The 20,774-nt window shown below is 74.9% G+C and carries 20 protein-coding genes; 2 read left to right on the top strand and 18 right to left on the bottom strand.

Annotated features, from left to right (window positions below; translation table 11 throughout):
- Positions 1-18 precede the first annotated feature (18 nt).
- Positions 19-1,194 (bottom strand): DUF4388 domain-containing protein, encoded by a 1,176-nt coding sequence (locus tag FGE12_RS28270; protein WP_153869753.1) that lies wholly within the window; start codon positions 1,192-1,194, stop codon positions 19-21.
- A complete protein-coding gene (locus tag FGE12_RS28275) occupies positions 1,194-3,302 on the bottom strand; it encodes a hypothetical protein (RefSeq protein WP_194798364.1) in 2,109 nt (702 codons plus the stop codon). Before FGE12_RS28275 ends, FGE12_RS28270 begins: the two co-directional genes overlap by 1 nt.
- A 155-nt stretch (positions 3,303-3,457) precedes the next feature.
- Here FGE12_RS28275 and mazG point away from each other — a divergent pair, with 155 nt between their 5' ends.
- Together mazG and rpsT are read left to right on the top strand one after the other, a co-directional pair.
- Positions 3,458-4,633 carry a nucleoside triphosphate pyrophosphohydrolase gene (gene mazG / locus FGE12_RS28280; RefSeq protein ID WP_153869754.1) on the top strand — a complete coding sequence of 392 codons (1,176 nt, stop codon included), beginning with the start codon at positions 3,458-3,460 and terminating at the stop codon, positions 4,631-4,633.
- Between the two features lie 166 nt (positions 4,634-4,799).
- Positions 4,800-5,072 carry a 30S ribosomal protein S20 gene (rpsT, locus tag FGE12_RS28285; protein WP_153869755.1) on the top strand — a complete coding sequence of 91 codons (273 nt, stop codon included), beginning with the start codon at positions 4,800-4,802 and terminating at the stop codon, positions 5,070-5,072.
- Between the two features lie 59 nt (positions 5,073-5,131).
- Here the strand turns inward: rpsT and lptE are convergent, their stop codons facing one another.
- The 16 genes from lptE to ribE all read right to left on the bottom strand — a co-directional run bounded on the left by lptE (position 5,132) and on the right by ribE (position 20,763).
- Positions 5,132-5,704 (bottom strand): LPS assembly lipoprotein LptE, encoded by a 573-nt coding sequence (lptE, locus tag FGE12_RS28290; RefSeq protein ID WP_153869756.1) that lies wholly within the window; start codon positions 5,702-5,704, stop codon positions 5,132-5,134.
- A 55-nt stretch (positions 5,705-5,759) separates the two neighbouring features.
- A complete protein-coding gene (locus FGE12_RS28295; protein ID WP_153869757.1) occupies positions 5,760-6,320 on the bottom strand; it encodes a hypothetical protein in 561 nt (186 codons plus the stop codon).
- A gap of 19 nt (positions 6,321-6,339) precedes the next feature.
- The gene (leuS, locus tag FGE12_RS28300; RefSeq protein ID WP_153869758.1) at positions 6,340-8,850 is read right to left on the bottom strand and encodes a leucine--tRNA ligase; all 2,511 of its coding nucleotides are present in this window, start codon (positions 8,848-8,850) and stop codon (positions 6,340-6,342) included.
- 68 nt (positions 8,851-8,918) lie between these two features.
- Positions 8,919-10,652, bottom strand: coding sequence for a putative ABC exporter domain-containing protein (locus FGE12_RS28305; protein WP_153869759.1), 1,734 nt, complete (start codon positions 10,650-10,652; stop codon positions 8,919-8,921).
- On the bottom strand, positions 10,649-11,425 hold the full coding sequence (locus FGE12_RS28310) for an ABC transporter ATP-binding protein (RefSeq protein ID WP_153869760.1): 777 nt from the start codon (positions 11,423-11,425) through the stop codon (positions 10,649-10,651). The genes FGE12_RS28305 and FGE12_RS28310 overlap by 4 nt, the downstream gene beginning before the upstream one ends.
- On the bottom strand, positions 11,422-11,799 hold the full coding sequence (locus tag FGE12_RS28315; protein WP_153869761.1) for a response regulator: 378 nt from the start codon (positions 11,797-11,799) through the stop codon (positions 11,422-11,424). Before FGE12_RS28315 ends, FGE12_RS28310 begins: the two co-directional genes overlap by 4 nt.
- Positions 11,800-11,833: 34 nt before the next feature.
- Complete coding sequence (locus FGE12_RS28320; protein WP_153869762.1) at positions 11,834-12,847, bottom strand: chemotaxis response regulator protein-glutamate methylesterase; 1,014 nt, start codon at positions 12,845-12,847, stop codon at positions 11,834-11,836.
- A complete protein-coding gene (locus FGE12_RS28325) occupies positions 12,844-13,731 on the bottom strand; it encodes a protein-glutamate O-methyltransferase CheR (protein ID WP_370459185.1) in 888 nt (295 codons plus the stop codon). Before FGE12_RS28325 ends, FGE12_RS28320 begins: the two co-directional genes overlap by 4 nt.
- Positions 13,732-13,742: 11 nt before the next feature.
- Positions 13,743-15,716, bottom strand: coding sequence for a HEAT repeat domain-containing protein (locus FGE12_RS28330; RefSeq protein ID WP_194798365.1), 1,974 nt, complete (start codon positions 15,714-15,716; stop codon positions 13,743-13,745).
- On the bottom strand, positions 15,713-16,210 hold the full coding sequence (locus FGE12_RS28335) for a chemotaxis protein CheW (RefSeq protein ID WP_153869763.1): 498 nt from the start codon (positions 16,208-16,210) through the stop codon (positions 15,713-15,715). The genes FGE12_RS28330 and FGE12_RS28335 overlap by 4 nt, the downstream gene beginning before the upstream one ends.
- Positions 16,207-16,773 (bottom strand): chemotaxis protein CheW, encoded by a 567-nt coding sequence (locus tag FGE12_RS28340; protein WP_194798366.1) that lies wholly within the window; start codon positions 16,771-16,773, stop codon positions 16,207-16,209. Before FGE12_RS28340 ends, FGE12_RS28335 begins: the two co-directional genes overlap by 4 nt.
- A gap of 27 nt (positions 16,774-16,800) precedes the next feature.
- Complete coding sequence (locus tag FGE12_RS28345) at positions 16,801-18,876, bottom strand: chemotaxis protein CheA (RefSeq protein WP_194798367.1); 2,076 nt, start codon at positions 18,874-18,876, stop codon at positions 16,801-16,803.
- Between the two features lie 4 nt (positions 18,877-18,880).
- Positions 18,881-19,255, bottom strand: a complete 375-nt coding sequence (locus FGE12_RS28350; protein WP_153869764.1) for a response regulator — start codon at positions 19,253-19,255, stop codon at positions 18,881-18,883.
- A gap of 61 nt (positions 19,256-19,316) precedes the next feature.
- Positions 19,317-19,808, bottom strand: a complete 492-nt coding sequence (locus tag FGE12_RS28355) for a M17 family peptidase N-terminal domain-containing protein (RefSeq protein ID WP_153869765.1) — start codon at positions 19,806-19,808, stop codon at positions 19,317-19,319.
- Between the two features lie 17 nt (positions 19,809-19,825).
- The gene (gene nusB / locus FGE12_RS28360; RefSeq protein WP_153869766.1) at positions 19,826-20,269 is read right to left on the bottom strand and encodes a transcription antitermination factor NusB; all 444 of its coding nucleotides are present in this window, start codon (positions 20,267-20,269) and stop codon (positions 19,826-19,828) included.
- Positions 20,270-20,274: 5 nt separating this feature from the next.
- Positions 20,275-20,763, bottom strand: coding sequence for a 6,7-dimethyl-8-ribityllumazine synthase (ribE, locus tag FGE12_RS28365; RefSeq protein WP_153869767.1), 489 nt, complete (start codon positions 20,761-20,763; stop codon positions 20,275-20,277).
- Positions 20,764-20,774: the final 11 nt, after the last annotated feature.

A 20,774-nucleotide genomic window follows, 5' to 3' on the forward strand; every position in this document is an offset into this window, starting at 1 on the left:
GGCGCCGCCTGCAGGAGACTAACGCAAGGGAGGAAGCAAGACGTACTCCCGACCAGCCAGGCGTCGGTAATGGTACGGCTCCTGCCAGGGGTAGCGCAGGTCCGACTCGGAGAGCAGCCCCGCCTCCACCAGCGCGGGCAGCGCCTCGGGCAGCCCGCCCCTCTCGAGCCGGAAGACCTCCAGCGCCGCCTCGATGCGGGCGCGCTGGGCGCGGGAGACCAGGCGCTGGGCCGCCGGGTCGGCGAACGAGCGGGCGGCCGGGGGCGCGAGCCCTGCCCCCTCACCGTGCACGCGCGAGACGACGAGCGCGAGGGTGCCGACCACGGCCACGCTCACCGCGAGCCGGCCGAGCATCCCGGCGGCCGCGCGCAGCTGGCGCAGCGCCCCGGCGCCGCCCACCGCGGGGAGCCGCACCGTCGGCGCGCGGGCGCGCAGGTGGCCGAGGCTGACCAGGTTGCAGAGCGCCTTGCAGGTCTCGAACTCTCCGAGGCAGGCGAGGTCCACCAGCTTGCGCACGGTGCGTCCGGGCCGCACGAGGGCGAAGACGCGCCGCTCGCTCTCGCCCACCGTGCGCAGCTCGCTGCCGCCCTCCTCGCCGTCCCCGTCTCCGGCTCCGGCTCCGGCTCCGCGCGCCGTGGGCGCGGGCAGGGGCTGGGCCAGCTCGAAGGTGAGGCCGTCGTGGGGGATGGTGCGCCGGATGACCGGCCACTCGTCCACCATCCGGAAGCCCTCCATCAGCACGCTCTCGGCGCGCAAGGGAGTGATGGACTCGCTGTCGGGCTCGGCCGCGACGCCCTCCTCGGGCGCGAAGGCGTAGGTGCCGTTCTTCCAGGTGAAGAGGCGGTAGAGCGTCTCGGTGGCCTGCAGCTGCATCATCTGGCGGAAGCGCTCGGTGGAGAGCGCCCGCTCGGAGACGAGCACGTCGCCGAGGCGCATCAGGGTGCGCCGCTGCGTCTCCAGCGCCTGCTCCAGCTGGGCCTCGGTGATGAGCTCGGCGCGCACCAGCATGTTGCCGATGAGATCCTTCTTGCGCCGGGTGGTGCTCTCCGCGCGCACGATGCTGCCGTCGCGGAAGGTGACCTGCACCTCCTGCTCCTTCGCGCGCAGCACCAGCGTGCCGGTCTTCTGCTGCTGGCCGATCAGCTGCAGGATGTCCGCGATGCCGAAGTCCTTCAGCGTGCCTTGCAGCGCCATCAGTGCGTCTCCGGGGCGGGGCGCAGCTGCTGGCGGCGGCGCAGGGAGCGCAGCGAGAGCAGGTGCAGCGGCACGAGCACGAGCACCAGCAGCGCCACCTTGAGCCCCGCGGGCACCTCGCCGTAGGGCGCGCGCACCAGGCCCTGGGGGCCGGCCACGCCCAGCAGCAGGAAGAGGAAGAGGAAGGCGTGCAGCGCGCCGCGCACCGGCAGCCCGCTGAGCACGTGGCCCGCGCCGCCCACGAGCGTGCCGGCGGCGAGCGCGAGCCGCTCCATGCGCGTGCGGTGGCGCTCCACCTCGAGCTCCTTGCGGGCGCGCACCTGGGGGGCCACGAGGCCACGGCGCACGAAGGCGTTCACGCACTGGCTGCACTGCGCGCCGCGCACGCCCAGCGCGCGGTCGCAGCGGCGGCACACGCTGCGCCCGCAGCGCTCGCAGCCACGGCTCGCCCGGAGCCGCTCGCCCGCGCTCGCCCAGAGCAGCACCAGCGCTGCCGCGGCCGCGGGCAGCACCGAGGCGAAGGGCCCGCCCCACCCGCCCAGCAGCGCCTGCTCCAGCTGCGCGCGCACGGCGGCACCCGCGTCCGGCCCGGTGAGCGCGAGGAGCTCGGCTTGCGTGAGCCCCGGGCTGAGCAGCAGCCGGTTCATCAGCAGGCGCTCGCCCGGGGGCGGCACGCGCCCGAGCAGCGAGGGGTCCAGGCGCTCGGCGGCGGTGAGCGCGGCGCTCGCGCGCCCCGCCGTCTCTCCCACCTGGAAGTCCGGGAGCAGGGCGGCGCGGCGCTGGTACACCTGCGCGACGTTGAAGGCCGCGGCGGCGAGCGTGGCGTCCTCCTGGCGCGCGCTCTCGTAGAGCTGGGCCGCGGCCTCGGGGTCGCCGGAGGCGAGGCGGATGTTGCCCAGGTTCGTGAGCACCCGGGGGTCCGCGCTGCGCAGCGCCGCGGCGCGCTTGAAGTGCGCCGTGGCGCGCGTGAGCTCCCCGCGGCGCGCCTCGTAGCGCCCGAGCGCGAAGAGCTCGGCGAACTGGGCGCGCAGGGCCTCGTCCCGCGCCTGCACCCGGGCGCCCGCGGCCGCTGCGGCGAGCCCGCCGCGCTCCAGGACGTACACGTCCTCGGCCACGGTGCCGGCGAAGGCCGTCTCGCGCGCGAGCTCACCGGCGGCGAGCGGGAGCAGCCCGAGCAGCGCGAGCAGTGCGGCGCCCAGCAGGCGCTCGGCGCGCGTCAGGTACAGCGCCACCGCGGCGAAGAGCGCGAGCAGCAGCGGCACCCAGCCGAGCCGGAAGGCCGCCGGCAGGCCGAGCAGCAGCAGCGCGAGCGCCGCGGACTGCCAGCGCGCGGTGGAGCGCGGGAAGAGGTGGTGCACGTCGTGCAGCAGGTAGCGCAGCCCGCGCAGGAAGAGCAGCAGCACCACCGCGCTCGCGGCGGCGAGCAGCGCGAGCAGCCCTGCGCCGCCCACGTCCGCGAGCGCCGGGCGCAGGTAGCGCGGGTCCGCGGCGAGCGCGCGCAGGCCGGCCATCGCCTGCGGTGCGTAGAGCACCACGTCCAGCGGCGCGCGCCGGGCGTTGCTGCGGGCCAGGGCGAAGTGCACGTAGGGCAGGTCCGGCGCGAGCGAGACCGCGCCCTCGGCGAGCTGCAGCGCGGAGGCCTCGTCGCCGGCGCGCGCGCGCTGCTCCGCGAGGCGGGAGAGCGCCAGGGCAAAGGGCTCCAGGTCGCTCGCGCCCACGTCCTCGCGCAGCGCGACGAGCGCGCGCAGGGCCGACTCCATGGCCGCAGGCTCGCGGGCCGCCTGCACCCGGGTCCACGCGGCCGTGAGCTGCGCGTCGCCCACGCGGGGAGCGACGATCGGAGGCGGAGCCGGGCGGCCCGACGGGGCGGCGGCAGCCTCGGCGGCAGCGGCGGGCTGCGCCGCGGGCGCCTCGCGGGTGCGGCTCTCGCGGGGGGCCTCGGACGCGGGCTCCGCGGCGGCTTCGCCCTCCGGCTCCGGCACGTCCGCGCGGCTCGCGGCGTCCGGATCCACCTCTTGCAGGGGGGCGGGCGCCTCCACCTCCTGGGCAGCCGCGCGCGTCGCCGAGCCGAAGCAGAGGAGGGCCAGGAGGAGGGAGAGGGCGCGCACGGGGGCGCGAGCATAGGCGAGCGCACCAGGGGCCGGAAAGGGAGCGCGGCCCCTTCCCTGCCGGGCATGCTAGAGGGCACGGCGCAGGCGGGGCGGCGACTGCCGGGACCCCACATTGTCCCCTGCTCCCGCCCCCACTCCCTCGAGGTGCCCGCATGAGCTCCCCCGGAACCGAACTCGAGCGCCTCATCGCGATCATGGCGCGGCTGCGCGCACCGGATGGCTGCCCCTGGGACCGCGAGCAGGACCTGCGCTCGCTGCGGCCCTACCTGGTGGAGGAGTGCTTCGAGGTGGTGGACGAGATGGACCGCGCCGGCTACGCGGGTCCCTGGCGGGCGCTGGGCGAGGAGCTCGGAGACCTGCTCTTCCAGATCGTCTTCCACGCCCAGCTGGCGGCCGAGCGCGGCGAGTTCACCATGGCAGACGTGTGCCGCTCCATCAGCGACAAGCTCGAGCGCCGCCACCCGCACGTCTTCGGTGAAGGGGCCAAGGGCGCGCCGGGCGCCGAGCAGGTGCTGGCCAACTGGGCGAAGCTCAAGGCCGAGGAGCGCAAGCACAAGACGGGCAGCGAGGGCTCGGTGCTGGACGGGGTGCCCGTGGCGGCCCCCGCGCTGCTGCGCGCCGAGCGCCTCACCGAGAAGGCGAGCCGCATCGGCTTCGACTGGCCGGACACCGCCGGGGTGCGCGCGAAGCTGGACGAGGAGCTGCGCGAGCTGGACGAGGCGATCGCGAGCGGCGACCGCGACGCGCTGGAGCACGAGCTGGGGGACGTCCTCTTCTCGGTCGCGAACCTCGCCCGCTTCATCCGCACGCCCGCGGAGGATGCGCTGCGCATGGCCATCGGCCGCTTCACCACCCGCTTCCACCACGTGGAGGCCGGCCTGAGGGCGGACGGCGCGGCCTTCGGTGAGGCCACGCTGGAGCAGATGGATCGCCACTGGCTCGCGGCGAAGCAGGTGGAGAAGTCCCTGCCGCCGGTGCGCTCCCAGGGACGCGCGGCGCTCGCCCTGGTGCGGCTGCCCGTGCCCGCGCTCGCCCCCCAGCGCGCCTTCTGGGACGCGCTCGCCCCGCTGCTCGGCTGGAGTGCACTGCCCGCTCCCGGCGGCGAGGCGCGCTACGGCGACGCCGCGCTCGCCTTCGCCTTCTTCGAGGGCGCAGCAGGCGCCGGGGCGCCCGCGCTGGAGCTGCACGCCCCCTCGAAGGGCGCGGTGGAGGCGCTGCGGCGGGCGCTCGCGGAGCGCCACCCGCAGGCGCTGCGCGAGGGGGACGCCGCTGCGGGTCGGCTCTCCTTCGTGGACCCGGCGGGGCTCTCCTGGCGCTACGGCGCGTAGGGGCTGCGCTCGTGGAATCGCGGAATCCGAGGGGGCGGATGGGGGTTCTGCTCGCACCCCCGGGGCGGCCCCGGCCGCATTAAGCCCACGCGCGCCTTGACGCTGGCGGGCCGCCGCTGTAGGTACGCCGCCTCTTTTCCCAAGCCTTTAGAAGCTGGAGATTGCCTTGGCCAACACCAAGTCCGCAGAGAAGCGCAACCGTCAGGCCCTCAAGCGCCGCGCGCGCAACACCACCGTGCGCACCACCGTGAAGACCGCCGTCAAGCAGGCGCGCGAGGCGGTGGCGGCCAAGGATCCCCAGAAGCTCGCCGAGGCGGTGGCCGCGGCCACGAAGCAGCTGGGCAAGGCCGCGTCCAAGGGCGTGATGCACAAGCGCACCGTGTCGCGCCGCATCTCGCGCCTGGCCAAGGCGGCGAACGCGGCCAAGGCCGCGAAGTAGCACCGCAGCCGTAGCCTGGAGCAGCGCCGTGCGGCAGCGCGCCCTCTCGGGGCGCGCTGCTACCAGCTGCTGGCCAGCCGGTCGTAGCCCTCGCGCATCAGCGTCTCCGTGAGGCGGCGCAGCGCGGCCTGCCGGTTGGTCTCAGCCTCGACCACGTCGCCGCCGGGAAGGAAGTCCTCCCAGCCGGTGACGGCGGTCTCGGAGAGCACCCGCCCATCCTTCTTCAGCCGCAGTACCACGCCGGCCGAGGCGCGGTAGCTGGCGAGCTGCGGGTTCTGCAGCACCGTGACCTTGTCGTCCGCGAGCACCGCCTGCGTGACGATGGTGGGGCCGCTGCCGATCCACTGCACCTCGCCCTCGATGCGCGCCTCGCAGCCGCCGTGGGCGAGCGCGCCGGCGCGCACGAGCTGCTCGCGCAGCGACTGGGTGAAGAGCGTCTCCAACCCGGGCTCGGCGGTGTGGTTGACGAAGAGGGGCGCGCAGACGGACTTCACGCCCTCGGGCAGCGCGCCGCCGCGGGCCGTGAAGCGGTAGCCGCAGCCCGAGCCGCCCCCCGCGGCCAGCAGGGCACCCAGGCCCAGCCCGAGCCCCGAGAAGGTCCGCCTCCAGCCTGCCGCGCGCGCTCGCACCATGCGCGGCACAGTAGCGGCAGGCAGCGGGGGGTCAAGCGCCCCGCGCCCCCGCCCGCTACAGCCCCGTGCGCTCCTCGACGGGCAGCCCGCGCGCGCGCAGCGCCTCGGCGAGCGTCACCCAGGTGGCCGCGAGCTGGCGCTCGCGCGCGCTTCCCCGCCCCGCCGTGCCCAGGCGCCACTGGTGGCGGCGCCCCTCCCCCAGCGTGAGCTGCAGCGCGTGGAGGCGGAAGAGGAGCGCGAGCGCGCCGAGCAGCAGCGCGAGCACGAGCAACACCCCGCGCGCCGCGACGCCGTCCACGAGGAGTGCCGCGACCAGCGCCGCGGCCGCTGGCGCCAGCGCCTCGTAGGTGGGGCGGCGCACCAGGACGGCGCCCGTGAGGGCCTCAAGCGCCACGGCCTGCGGCGCGGCGCGGGCGCTCGCCTGGAAGGTGAGCGCGCCCTCGCGGCTGCTCAGGTGGCGCCCTCCGCCCAGCGGCGCCTCGAAGGAGCGCGCCGAGAGGGCCCGGCCCGGCAGCGGCGCCTCGGGGAGGCGCGCGTTGCAGAAGGCGCAGGTGCCCCGCACCGCCGGGTTGGGGCGGCGGCACAGGGAGCACAGGACGAGCACCTCGGGCGGCATGTGCGGAGCGCCGGCCGGGCTAGCCGACCACGAGGTTCAGCAGGCGCTTGGGCACGAACACCACCTTGCGCAGCGTCTTGCCCGCGAGCGCGCTCTGCACCTTCTCCTCGGCCTCGGCGAGCGCGCGCACCTGCGCCTCGGTGGCGTCCACCGGCGCGCGCACCTCCGCGCGCAGCTTGCCGTTCACCTGCACGGCGTAGGGGATGACGTCGTCCACCACGAGCGCCGGGTCGAAGGTGGGCCAGGCCTCCGTGACGGTGAAGGCGCGGGCGCCGTAGGCCTCGGCGATCTCGTCCGCGATGTGCGGCGCGAACGGGGTGAGCACCGCGGCGAGCAGCCGGATGGCCTCGGCCATGGCGGCGCGCTCGGCCGGCGTCTCGGGCGTGCCCTGCTGGTAGAGCGCGTTCACGCACTCCATCACGCCGGCGATGGCGGTGTTGAACGAGAGGCGCTCGATGGCCTCGCCCACCCGCTTCACGCACTTGTGCGCGATGCGGCGCGTCTCCAGCGCCTTGCCCTCGAACGAGCCCTCATGCTTCGCGTCCGCGCAGGCCACGTGCGTCTGGGCGAGCACCCACACGCGCTTGAGGAAGCGGTGGGCACCCTCCACCTGGTCGTCGGACCAGTCGAAGTCGCGCTCGGGCGGGCCCGCGAAGAGCACGTAGGTGCGCGCCGTGTCCGCGCCGTACTTCTGCACGATGGAGGCGGGCGCCACGGAGTTGCCCCAGCGCTTGGACATCTTGCGGCCGTCCGGCCCGTTCACGATGCCCTGGGTGATGAGGCGCGTGACGGGCTCGTCCACCGGGGTGAGGCCCAGTTGCTTCATCTGCCGGCTCCAGAACCGGAAGTAGAGCAGGTGCATCACCGCGTGCTCGGGGCCGCCCACGTAGATGTCCACGGGCAGCCAGCGCTGGGCCTCCTTCGGGTCGAAGGGGGCCTGGTCGTAGTGCGGCGAGAGGTAGCGCGCGTAGTACCAGCAGGAGTCGACGAAGGTGTCCATCGTCTCCACCTCGCGCCGCGCGGGGCCTCCGCAGGTGGGGCAGGTGGTGTTGACGAACTCGGGCACCTTGGCGAGCGGGGGCTCGCCCTTGCCGGTGAGCACCGCCTGCACGTCGATCTCCGGCTGGCGCACCGGGAGCTGATCCAGCGGCACCGGGATGCCCTTGCGCTCGGGGTCGCACTTCTCGCAGTAGATGATGGGGATGGGCGTGCCCCAGTAGCGCTGGCGGCTGAAGCCCCAGTCCTTCTGGCGGTACGTGACGGTGGCCTTGCCCTGCCCCTTCGCCTCCAGCTGCGCGCTCATGCGGCGGCGCGCGTCCGCGGAAGGCAGGCCCGTGAACTCTCCCGAGTCCACCAGGATGCCGTCCTCGGTGAGCGCGGCCTCCAGCGTGGCCGCGTCCGGCACGGGCTCCCCCGCCTTCTGCTGAGCCTCGCCCTGCACCACGACCCGCAGCGGCAGCGCGTACTTGCGCGCGAACGCGAAGTCGCGCTCGTCGTGCGCCGGCACGCTCATCACCGCGCCGGTGCCGTAGTCGGCCAGCACGAAGTTGGCGATCCAGATGGGGACGGGCTTGCCGGTGAAGGGGTTCACCGCGTAGCTGCCCGTGAAGACGCCCTCCTTCTCGGCGCCCTCCTGGGTGCGGTCCGTCTTGCTCATCGCGGCCATCTTCGCCACGAAGGCCTGCACGCTCGCCGCCTGCTCCGGCGTGGTGAGCCCCTTCACCAGGCGGTGCTCGGGCGCGAGCACCACGTAGGTGCAGCCGTACACCGTGTCGATGCGGGTGGTGAAGATGCGGATCTTCTCGTTGCTCCCCTGCACGGCGAACTCGGCCTCGGCGCCCTCGGAGCGGCCGATCCAGTGGCGCTGCATGCTGGTGATGCGCTCGGGCCACTGGGTGAGCGTGTCCAGGCCGTCCAGCAGGGCCTGCGAGTCGCGCGTGATGCGGAACGCCCACTCGGGCATCTCCTTGTCGTGCACGGGCGAGTCGCAGCGCTCGCAGCGGCCCTCCTTCACCTGCTCGTTGGCGATGACCGTGTGGCAGCCGGTGCACCAGTTCACCTTGCTGAAGCGCCGGTACACCATGTCGCGCTCGAGCATCTTGATGAAGAACCACTGGTTCCAGCGGTAGTACTCGGGCTCGCTGGTGTTCACCTCGCGGGTCCAGTCGTAGCTGTAGCCCAGCGTCTTCATCTCGCGCTTGAAGGACGCGATGTTGTCGCGGGTGCGGATGGCCGGGTGCACGCCGTCCTTGATGGCGGCGTTCTCGGCCGGCAGGCCCAGCGCGTCCCAGCCCATGGGGTGCAGGACGTCGAAGCCCAGCATCCGGTAGTAGCGCGCGTACACGTCACCGATGAGGTAGTTGCGCACGTGCCCCATGTGCATCGCCCCGCTGGGGTACGGGAGCATCTCGAGGACGTACTTCTTGGGGGCCTCGGGGCGTGCGCCCGCGCGGAACACCCCGGCCTCTTCCCAGCGGGCCTGCCACTTGCCCTCGATCGCCTGCGGCTCGTAACGCTCGTTCATCGCCATGTCGGCAGGTCTCTTATGAGAGCCACGCCTGCTCTGCAACAGACGCGGGGGCCCGGACGCCCGGCGCCCTACTCGCCCAGCGCCTCGCCGGACACGTCCAGCCGGTCGAAGGCGCGGCCGAGCAGGAGCACCCCCAGCGCCACCTCCCCCAGCAGCAGCGCCGCCGCGGCGGCCCCCGCGGGCACCAGCGCCCAGGGGCCCAGCAGGCCCTGCAACCCCCAGCCGAGCAGCAGCGCGAGGAGGCTCGCCGGCACCAGCCCCAGCGCGAGCACCAGGAGCGTGCCGGCCAGCATCAGCAGCCGCTGGCCGAAGACTTCGATGCCCCGCGCCGGCTCCACCTGGCCCGCAGCGGCCGTGGGCAGCCAGGAGGGAAAGAGCACCACGGCCACGTTCTGCACCAGCAGCCCGGCGAGCGAGATGGCAGGCAAGAGCGGCAGCAACCCCAGCGTGGCGGCGGCCCTCAGGGGCAGCGGGAGCCCCGGGACCGGCTCACGGGACGAGAGCGCGAAGCCGAGCACCAGGAGCAGGGCCTGCAGCAGCGCGAGCAGCAGTCCGGGGGCGAGCAGCTCGCCGGCCACCACCTGCGAGCCTCGCAGGGGCAGCGCCCGCAGCAGCTCCAGCTTGGGCAGGTCCATGCGCAGGTCCACCCGGAGGCTCCCGGGCCCCAGCACCGCGAGGAAGCCCGCGAGCCCCACGCACACCGCCGCCACGAAGACGAGCCGCCCCCCGAAGGCCCCGCCCGCGGAGCCCACCAGCAGGCCCGCCAGCACCGCGCCCAGGGCCAGCGTCACGCCCAGGAAGGAGAGTGCGCCCAGGCGCCGCCCGGCGACGAGGTTCTTCCACAGCAACGCCACCTCGGGGCGCCCCGTGGGCGCAAGGCGGAAGGGCACGGGCTTGAGCGTCACCCGCTGGCGGCGCAGCCCGCGCGTGCCCAGCCCCCGCGCCCGCGCGTCCGCAGCACCCACCGCGGCCTCCTCGAAGGGCACCTCCAGCCGCTCGAGCCACACCCCGTGCGCGAGCAGCAGCCCCAGCGCCCAGGGGAGCGCGCGCACGAAGTGGCGCAGGTCCACCGCGAGCGCCGGCGCCACCAGCGCCCGGAACGGCGCGAGCGCCCAGTGCAAGGGGCGGCTTCCGAGCACGGCCTCCCCCCAGGCCTGCACCTGCCAGCTGCGCATGCCGGGCCCTGGCAAGGGCTGGCCGCGCAGGGCGAGCAGCAGCGCGAGCGCGAGCGCGCCCACGACGAGCGCGACGCCCACCCAGCGCAGCCACGCGCGCCCGCGCTCGGCGAGCCGGGTGCGCACCAGGGAGGCCGCGGCCACGTGCAGCTGCAGCGTCCCCAGCGACAGGAAGGAGCCCACGGCGAAGAACCCGGCGTGCGAGGCCATGCTGCGACCGAAGAACAGCGTGGTGAGCAGCGCGCTCAGGGCGGCGCGCAGCAGGCCGCGCGCCGCGCGGTAGCGCACCAGCGCGCGCCGCGACACGGGCGCGGGGAAGAGCAGCTGCACCTCGGCCTCGGTGAAGGTGAGCTGCGGCCGGTCCGCGCCGAGGCTCCAGGCCCCGAGCACGGTGAGCAGTGCGCCGCCGCACAGCAGCACCTCCAGCACCAGGCGCGCGCCGTACGGGGGGCCGCCGCGCCCACCGCCCCCCAGGTGCAGCCGCTGCAGGAACACCGAGTAGAAGTAGGCGAGCCCCACCACCGCGCCCGCGAGGTACTTGGGCTGGGCGAGCCGGCGCAGCTGGCGGCGCACGCGGTTGCGCGCGCTGCTCAGCCAGAGGAAGGCCACGGCGCGCGCGAAGCTCAAGCGCCGCCCGCGTCCGTGGTGATGCGCACGAAGAGCTCCTCGAGCGAGGCGGGAGCCTCGGCGTCCGTGCTGCCCTGCAGCCGCGCGCGGATCTCCGCGAGCGTGCCCAGCGCGACGACGCGCCCGCGGGCGATGACGAGGATGCGGCTGCACAGCTCCTCCACCAGCGGCAGCAGGTGGCTGGAGAGCACCAGCGCCGCGCCCCCTTCGGCCCGCTCGCGCAGGCTCGCCTTCATGCGGCGGATGCCGAGCGGGTCCAGGCCGGTGAGCGGCTCGTCCAGGAGGATGAGGCGCGGGGCGTGCAGGAGGCCGCAGGCGATGGAGAGCTTCTGCTTCATCCCGCGCGAGAGCTCGCCGGGCAGCGCCCCCTCCTTGCCCGCGAGCTCCATCTCGGAGAGCAGCGCCTCCGCGCGCGCCTCCCAGTCCGCGACGCCGTAGAGCCGCGCGAAGAAGGCGAGGTGCTCCTTCACCGTGAGGTACTCGAAGAGGCGGGGCTCGTCCGGCAGGAACGCCAGCTCGCGCTTCGCCTGCACGGGGTGCGTGGCGAGCGCGTGGCCCGCGACGTGGATGCTGCCCGTGGTGGGCGGCAGGATGCCCGCGAGACAGCGCAGCGTGGAGGTCTTCCCTGCCCCGTTGGGCCCCACGAGGCCGAGCAGCTCGCCCGGGGCGACGTCGAAGCTCAGCTCCTGCACCGCCTGCAGCGTGCCGTAGCGCTTGCTCAGCCCCTGCACCGAGAGCAGCGGCGCGGGTGCCATCTGCGGGACGTCCGTCATGGCAGCTTCAGCAGGCCCTTCACCGTCTCGAGCACGGTCGCCGCCTGCACGGGCTTGACCAGGTACGCGCTCGCCCCCAGCGCCATGGCGCGCGCGCGGTCCTCCGCGGCCGCCTCGGTGGTGATCACCACCACCGGCACGCCGCGGTGCGCCTCGGACTGGCGGATGTGGTGCACCAGCTTGAGCCCGTCCATCAGCGGCATGTTGATGTCGGTGAGGACGAGGTCGAAGCGCGCCGCCGTGAGCTTCTTCAGCCCCTCGGCGCCGTCCGCCGCCTCCTCGCAGTGCAGCCCCGCGATGCGCTGCAGGGCGAACACGAGGCTGCGGCGCATCGCCTGCGAGTCGTCCACCACCAGGGCGCGCAAGTCCGTCATGGCGGTCGAGGCTAGCCCGGGCCGCCTCCCCGCGTCAGCGCCCAACGCGCAGCCGCGCGAGCAGCGCCTGTCCGATGTCCCCCAGTGGAAGGACGCGGCGCACCGCGCCCGTGGCGATGGCTTCCTTGGGCATGCCGAAGATGACGGCGGTCTCCTCGGACTCCGCCCACACCTCGCCGCCTGCGTCGCGGATGGCGCGCGCGCCGCGCGAGCCATCCGAGCCCATGCCGGTGAGCACCACGCCGAGCGCCTGCGGCCCGAGGCACGCGGCCACGCTCTTGAAGAGCCGGTCCACGGAGGGCGCGTGGCGATCCGTGGGGTCGGAGGCCGGGGTGCGCAGGAGCAGCTTCGCGCCCTGCCGCTCGAGCACCAGCTGCCGCCCGCCCGGCGCGATGAACGCGTGGGCCGGCAGTGCCTCGTCTCCGTCCTCCGCCTCCTTCACCGTGAAGGGTCCGAGCCGGTCCAGCCGCTGCGCGAAGGCGCGCGTGAAGTGCTCCGGCATGTGCTGGGCCACCAGCACGCAGGCGGAGGGCTCGGCGGAGAGCGCCTCGAGCAGGCGCTGCACCGCCGGAGGGCCGCCGGTGGAGGCGCCGATCGCCACCACCGCGAGCGGTGCGCCGGGCTCGGGACGGGCGGGCGCGGGCCGCGCGAGCCGCGCCGCGTGCACCTTCTCCAGCAGGGTGGTGCGCAGCGCCTCCTGGGCATCGGGGGTTGCGCGCGAGGGCTTGGCCACGAAGTCGAAGGCGCCCAACTCCAGCGCCTTGAACACGTCCACGCGGTGCGCGTAGCTGGAGACCACGATGACCGGCGTGGGCACGCTGCTCATCAGGAGGCGCAGGAAGCCGTAGCCGTCCAGCTTCGGCATCTCCAGGTCCAGGGTGATGACGTCCGGGCGCAGCAGCTTCACCTTGCGCAGGCCCTCTTCCCCATCCTGGGCGCGGTCCACCACGCGCACGTCCGGCACGGACTCGAGCAGCGTGGTGAGCACCCGGCGGTTGTGCGCCGAGTCGTCCACCACGAGCACGCGCGTGGTGCCATCCGCGCTCATGGGCGACCTCCCGTGGCGGGAGCGATGGGCTCCGGGCGGCGGTAGACGAGGTCCGTGCGCAGGTGCACCAGCTCGAAGTCGGCGCTCAGGTTGAGCAGGTTCTCCGAGTGGCCGAGCAGCAGGTAGCCGCCCGGCACCAGCTTGTCGTGGAACACGCGCAGCACCTGCCTTCGCGCCGCCGGGTCGAAGTAGATCATCACGTTGCGGCAGAGCACCACGTCCACCTGCGGCACCAGCTGCGCGGCCCCCGGCTCCAGCAGGTTGAGCTGCCCGAAGGACACCCAGGCCCGCACGTCCTCGCGCACGCGCAGCCGCCCTGCCCCGCCGCTCACCGGCACGAAGAAGCGCTGCTGCACCTCGGGGGGGATGGCCCGCATGGACGAGGGCCCGTACTCGGCGCGCCGCGCCGCCTCGAGCACGCGGCGCGAGATGTCCGTGCCGTAGACCTCCACGTCCCAGCCCTCGAAGCGGCCGCTCGCCTTGAGCAGCATCGCCACGGTGTAGGCCTCCTCCCCCGTGGAGCAGCCCGCGCTCCAGAAGCGCAGCCGGCGCGTGCGCGCATTCTTGCGCTGCAGCTGGGGCAGCAGCTCGTCCGAGAGGGCCCGCAGCTGCTGGGGCTCGCGGTAGAAGTAGGTCTCGTGCGTGGTGAGCGCCTCCACCGCCGCCTCGAGCTCCGCGCGCCGCTCGGGGGCGTAGCGCAGGAAGCGGTAGTAGGCGCGGAAGTCCTCGAGCCCGAGGGCCTCGAGGCGCGGCGCGAGCCGGCGCTCCATGACGAACTGCATGTCCTCGCGCACCAGGATGCCGCAGTGCGCGTGCACGAGGTCGCGCAGGAGGCGGAAGTCCTCCGGAGACATCTGCGGGCGCGGTTCGTCGAAGGCCGCCACGTGCGCCGCTCCTAGCCCCGCCCGAGGCGCCCCAGCGCCTGCGTGAGGGCCTCTCGCACCAGGGCATCCGGCTCGCGCGCGAGCGCGGCCTCGAGCGCGGGCCCGGCCGCCGCGCCTGCGTGCTGCGCCAGCGTGCGCGCCGCGGCCGCCCGCACGTCCCAGCGCGCGTGGCCGAGCAGCCCCTGCGCGAGCACGGCCACCTCGGCCGTGTAGGGCGCGCCGGCTTCCAGCGCCGCCTTCACCACCTCCGCGTCCGGGTGGCGCGCGGCGGCGCCCAGCAGCGCCGGGCTGAGGGCGCGCAGCCGCCCCAGCGCCGCGAGCGCCGCCCAGGCGAGGCCGCCGTCCTCCCCCGCGACGAGCGCCTGCAGCAGCGGCACGCAGCCCTGCGCGCCGCACTCCCCGGCCGCCTCCACCGCGGCCATGCGCACGCCGCCGTCCTCGTCGCGCAGCGCGCGCTGCAGCAGCGCCTCCGCCTGCGCCGAGCCGACGCGCCCCAACGCGCGCACGGCCGCGCGGCGCACGGCCGCCGCCTCGTCCGCGAGCGCGTAGCGCGCGAGCTCCGCGGCTCCGTCCGCGCCCAGCTCCGCCACGGCCTCGAGCGCCGCGGCCCGCAGCGCCGGGTCCGCGCTGCGCGCCGAGCGCCGCAGCAGGGGCAGCGCGCCGCTGCCGCCCACGCGCCCCAGGGTGCGCAGCCCCGCAGGGCTGGGCTCGCGCTCCTGCGCGCGCTCGAGCGCCTCGCGCACCGGCACCTGCAGGCCCGCGGAGAGCCCCTGCAGGGCCCGCCCCGCCCCCGCCCCCAGGTCGGGGTCGGAGAGCAGTGCGAGCAGGAGCGGCAGGGCCTCGAGGCTGCGCGAGCGGCCCAGCGCGCGCACCGCCAGCTCGCGCACCCCGGGCTCCGTCTCGGAAAGCAGGCCGCGCACGGCGCCGATGCAGGCGGGCGAGGCCACCTCCACCAGCACCTCGCCCACCGCGGCGCGCGCAGGGGGCGGCAAGGCCACGAGGTGGCTCGCGAGCGCGTCGCAGGCCTCGGGGCCCAGCTGGCGCAGCGCGTGCGCCACCTCGCCCGCGAGCCGCTCCTCGAGCCCTGCGCGGGCCACGGGAAGCGCGAGCGCGGGGTCCTTCAGCGCGGCCGCGGCCGCGAGGGCGCCCGCGCGCACGGACAGCTCCCCCGTCTCCAGCGCCTCGGTGAGGCGCGCGCTCACCTGGGGGTCCCCCTCCAGCGCGCCGCGCACGGAGGCCTCGAGCGCCCCGCGCTGCGCCGGAGGCACCCGCCGGGCCTGGGCGCCGAGGGCCTCCAGCGCCGCCTCGCGCACCGCGCGCGACGCGGAGGCGAGCCCGCGGGCGAGCAGCGGCAGCGCGCCGGGCTCCTCGACGAACCCGAGGGCGCGGTACGCGCTCGCGCGCAGCCGGCCGTCCTCGAGCAGCGGCGCCACCACGCCGAGCGGGGGCGGGAGGCCGAGCCGCGTGAGGGACTCCAGCGCGGCGAGGCGCAGGAGCGCCTCCGGGCTCGAGAGCAGCGGGCGCAGCGCGCCTGCGGTCGCCTCGTCCCGCGCGCCCACGCCGCCCAGCGCCTCGGCCACCGAGACGCGCACGTTGAGGTCGGGGTCCGCGAGCGCCCGCACGAGGTCCGGCGCGGCGCGGGCGCTGCCCAGCTGCCCGAGGATGTCCGCGGCGAACTTGCGCTGGTCCGGGTCCGCGTGCGCGAGCAGCCCGCGCAGGCCCGGCAGCGCCCGCTCCCCCAGGCGCACCAGCGCCTCGGCCGCCGCGTTGCGCGCGCCCGTCTCTCCGCGCTCTCCCAGCACCGCGACCAGCGGCGCCACCGCGCGCTCGGGGGCGGCGAGCCGCGCGAAGCCCTCGGCGGCGATGCGGCGCACGCGCCAGCTCTCGTCGTGCAGGCCCGCGAGCAGCGCCTCGAGCGCGCCTCGCGCGGCAGGGTCCAGCTGCTGCAGCGCCTGGTAGCGCAGCTCCTCGGCCTGCGCACTCACGGCGCCCCCTTCGCATCGGCGGCGAGCAGCGCCTTGAGATCCAGGAGCAGCTTGAGCCGCGCGGGCGGGCCCCACACGCCCACGACGAAGGGGCGCTGCCCGGCCGCCTGCAGCGGGGGCGCGGGCTTGATCTCGCTCTTGCGCACGTGCACCACCTCGGTCACGCGGTCCACGGCCACCGCCACCCGGCGCCGCCCGAAGAGGCAGATGAGCAGCCGCGTGCGCGAGGGGGGCGGCGCGCCGGGCCCCAGCAGCCGCTTGCGCAGGTCCACCACCGGGAGCACCGCGCCGCGCAGCTGGATGACCCCCTCCACGTACACCGGAGCGCGGGGCATCGCGGTGAGCGGCTGGGGCGGGAGGATCTCCTCCACGCGCATGATGTCCACCGCGTACTCCTCGCTCCCCACGAGGAAGGCGCACAGCTGCACGGGCGGCTCGTGCGAGGGCAGCTCGCTGTGCGGGCGCGTGGGGACGAGGGACGGGCGGGTTCTCATGCGAGCGCCTGTTCGAGGTCGAGGAGGATGAAGAGCTCCGGCCCGCGCCGGCCCAGCCCCACCACTGCCGGGCGCTCACCCGAGGCAATGCCCGCGGGAGCCGGCTCCAGCGTGGAGGGGCGCAGCCGCACCACGTCCCGGATGGCGTCCACCCAGATGCCGGCCCCGCCCTCGCTGCCGCCGTGCACCACCACGATGCGCGCGGCGCGCGGCGCGGGCACCGCGTCCGGACCGGCGCGCACCGCCGGCACGTCCACCAGGTTGAGGCGCTTCTTGAGGCCGTAGACGGGCATCACGTCGCCGCGCAGGTTCATCACGCCCAGGAGGTGCGCCGGAGCGCGCGGCAGCTCGGTGAGGGGCGGCACCTTCACGATCTCCCGCACCTGCCCGATGGGCACCGCGTAGCACTCGCCCTGCAGCTCGAAGGCGAGGAACTCCTGCGGCAGCTCCTCGGGCGCCGCCACGGGCACCTCCTCCCCGCCGGCGAGGAGCGCATCCAGGGCGCTCACGTCCTCGTCGGGGCGGTAGAAGAACTCGTCCAGCAGCTCGGAGAGGCGGGCCACGGTGGGAGGATAGCAGCGGCCGGGGCCCTACGCCCGCTTGCGCTCGCCCGCCATCCCCTCCTCCATCAGGCCTGCCACGTCCAGCACCAGCACGGTGCGCCGGTTGCCCAGGTCGGTGGCCCCCGAGATGCCCCGCACGGACTGCAGGCGGGCGCCCAGCGGCTTCACCACGATGTCCTGCTGGCCGTACAGCTCGTCCACCGCGAGCCCCATGCGCTCCTGCGCGAGCCCCACCACCACGGCGAACTGGCGGCCGCCGGGCCCCCCGCGCTCGGGGAGGGCGAAGAGGCGCGAGAGCCGGGTGAAGGGCAGCGTCTGGCCGCGCACGTCCAGCACCTCGCGCCGCTCCACGGTGTGGATGTCCGCGGGCTGCACCGAGAGGATCTCCAGCACGCTGTTGAGCGGCACCGCGTAGGTGCGCCCGCTCACCCCCACCACCAGCGCACGGATGATGGCGAGCGTGACGGGCAGCGTGAGGGTGAACACGGTGCCCCGGCCCGGCTCGCTCCACACGTCGATGATGCCGGACAGGTTGCTGATGTTGTTCTTCACCACGTCCAGGCCCACGCCGCGCCCGGAGAGCTCCGAGACGCTGCGCGCGGTGGAGAAGCCGGGCAGGAAGATGAGGTTGAGCAGCTCCCGGCGGCTCATCTCGGCGGCCTGGGCGGGGGTGATGAGGCCGCGGCTGAGGGCCACCTCGCGGATGCGCAGCTCGTTGAGCCCCGCGCCGTCGTCCCCCACCTCGATGACCACGTGGTTGCCCTTCTGGCTCGCCGAGAGGCTGAGCACCGCGCGCCGCGGCTTCCCGGCGCGCGCGCGCGCCTCGGGCGCCTCCACGCCGTGGTCGATGGCGTTGCGGATGATGTGCATCAGCGGGTCGCTGAGCTCCTCGACGATGAGCTTGTCCAGCTCCACCTCGCCGCCGCTCAGCGCGAGCTCCAGCTCCTTGCCCGCCTCGCGCGCGATGCGCCGCACCAGGCGCGCGAGCTTGTCGAAGACCTGGCCGAGCGGGACCATGCGCGCTTCGAGCAGCCCCGACTGCAGCGCGTCCAGCTTGCGCTCCAGCTGCCGGCTCTCGCGCTGCAGCTCCTGGCCCCACAGCTTCGAGAGCACCGCGCCGCCCTCCTGCCGCGCGCTCTCCGCGAGCCGCTGCAGGTTCGCCTTGATGAGCAGCAGCTCGCCCACGGTGTTCATCAGCCCGTCCAGCCGGCGGATGTCCACGCGCACCGTCTGGGTGAGCGAGCGCAGCGAGCCCTCCGGCTCGACCCTCCCGGCGCCGTCCTCCGGGCCGGGCCCGGGCGCGGGCTCCGGCACCCGGTGCAGCGCGGGCGGGGCCTGCGGCTCCTCGCGCACGGGCAGCGCGGTGAGCTCGGCCGGGGTGCCCTCGAGCGCGGCGCGCAGCTCCGCCTCGGGCGCCTTCACGCCCACCAGCAGGTCGAAGGCGATGCCCGTGCCGCCGCCGGGCTCCGCGGAGGGCAGCGTGCTGATGACCTCACCGAGCGGCTTGAGGCGCGCATTGAGCTCGGCGAGCCCCGTGTCGAAGTCCGCGAGGTCGAAGGCCGCGCGCACGCGCCACAGCGGCACGCCGCGCCGCACGTTCTCGCGCAGCCGGTGCTCCTCGTACTCGGTGAAGACGGCGCGCACGGAGGGCTCGAGCGGCAGGCGATCCAGCGGGTCCGCGCCCGCCTGCGCCACGGCCTCCCCCACCCCGCCGAGCCGCTGCGCCACCGCCTCCGCGCGCCGGCCCAGCTCCGGGCTCTCCTCGCCGCGGGAGGCCTCGGCGAGCAGCGCCTGGAACACGTCCACCGACTCGATGAGCGCGTCCAGCACCGCGTCGCTCAGCGAGAGCCGCCCGAGCCGCAGCCGGTCCAGCACGTCCTCGGCCCGGTGCGCGAGCCGCGTCACCCGGTCCTGCTGGAACATCGCCGCGAGCCCCTTGAGGGAGTGTGCGGCACGAAACACTGCGTTGAGCGCAGCGGGGTCCGGCTCCTGGCCGCGGCGCTCGTCCAGGGCGAGCAGCTCGCGGCCCAGGCCGTCCAGCGTCTCGGTGGCCTCGGCGACGAACTCCGCGAGCGCCTTGCTGCCGGAAGAGCCCGAGCTCACGCGCTCACGTCAGCCGCAGGTAGCGGCGCACGAGCGCCTCGAGGCTCTCGGGCGAGAAGGGCTTCACCAGGTACTCGGCCGCCCCCAGCGCGAGCCCGCGCTCGCGGTCCTGCTCGCGCCCCTCGGTGGTGATGACGAAGAGGGGCACGTCCCGGTAGTTGGGGTTCTTCTTGACGAAGTTGATGAGCTCCAGCCCGTTGATGTCGGGCATGTTGATGTCCGTGATGATGAGCTCGAAGCGGTGGCGCGGGAGGATCTTCAGCGCCTCGAAGCCGCTCGCCGTCTGCACCGCCTCGAGGCCGTCGATCGACTCGACCGTCGCGGCGATGAACTCGCGCGAAGCCTTCGAATCCTCGACGATCAGGACCTTGAAGCGCATGGGAGGCCACCCATGCTACCAGATTGCCCGCCCGACGGGAGAGCACTCAGGGGGAGAGCGCTCAGGAGCGGGGGTCCACCGGGAGGAGCCGGGCGAGTGCCTTGTCGGCGAGCAGGGCCACCCGCTTGCCCGAGAAGGTGGGCAGGAATTCCCGCTTCAGGGCGTCCGCGCGCACCCCGTCCTCGAGCTTTCCGGTACCCGGCAGCTCCAGGGCCACCGACTGCGCGCCCGCCTTCTGCAGCACCCGCGCCGCCTCGCGCAGCACGCCCGAGAGCCCTGCGGCATCCAGCGCCTCGCGCCGCCCCAGGCCCGCCACGAAGATGCGCCCCACCGGCAGGCGCCTGTCCGCGGGCAGGAGCAGGCTGTCGCCGGCGCTGCCGGTGAAGAAGCCCGCCTGCAAGAGGCGCGAGAGCTGGCCGTTGAGGCGCCAGTCCACGTAGCCCGCGCTGCCCTGCAGGGGGCGCTCGTCCTCGCCCACGAAGAGCAGCAGCGCGTCCACGCCCGTGAGCGCGTCCAGCCCCTCCAGCCCGATGTCGTGCGCCGTCATGGCCATGGGGAAGAGACTCTGCCCTACTTCTTGCCCAGCGCCACCGCGATGCGATCCAGCAGGCCGTTGACGAAGGCGCTGGACTCCTCGGTGCCGAAGTTCTTGCCCAGCTCGACGGCCTCGTTGAGCGAGACCTTCTTGGGGATGTCCGGGCGGTACTTGAGCTCGAAGATGCCCAGGCGCAGCACGTTGCGGTCGATGCGGCTCATGCGGTCCAGGCGCCAGTTGTGGCTGTGCTCCTCGATGAGCCGGTCGATTTCCGTGCGGTTCTGCACCACGCCGGAGACGAGCTCCTGCGCGAAGCGCTGCGCCTCGGGGTCCGGCTTGCCCTCGGCGGCCGCCTGCGCCGCCTCCGCCCCCTCCGAGGCCCAGGCGCTCGCGAGCGCCTCGGCCGGGGTGCCCGGGGTCATCTCCAGCTGGTAGAGCGCCTGCAGCGCGCGCTCGCGTCCGGTCCGCCGTGCGCCCATCGCCCCTACCCCTTCTTCCCGTCCAGCTTCGCGAGCTGGGCGTGCAGGTTCACCATCTCGATGCAGGCGAGCGCGGCCTCGGCGCCCTTGTTGCCCGCCTTGACGCCCGCCCGGTCGATCGCCTGCTCCACCGTGTCGCAGGTGAGCACGCCGAAGGTGACCGAGGCGCTGGAGGTGAAGGCCACCTGGCCGATGCCCTTCGCGCACTCGCCCGCCACGTAGTCGAAGTGGGGGGTGCCGCCGCGGATGACCGCGCCGAGCGTGATGATGCCCGCGTAGCGGTTCATCTCCGAGACGCGGCGGGTGAGGCCGGGCAGCTCGTAGGTGCCGGGCACGCGGTACACGTCGATGGCGTCGTCCGCCACGCCGTGGCGCACCAGGGTGTCCACCGCGCCCTGCACCAGGGCCTCGGTGATGAAGCCGTTGAAGCGGGCCACGCAGATGGCAAAGCGGCCCTGCGGGGGCAGGAAGTTTCCTTCGATGAAGCGGGGCATGGGGGCTCTCT

The sequence above is a fragment of the Aggregicoccus sp. 17bor-14 genome (assembly GCF_009659535.1).
Lineage (GTDB): Bacteria > Myxococcota > Myxococcia > Myxococcales > Myxococcaceae > Aggregicoccus.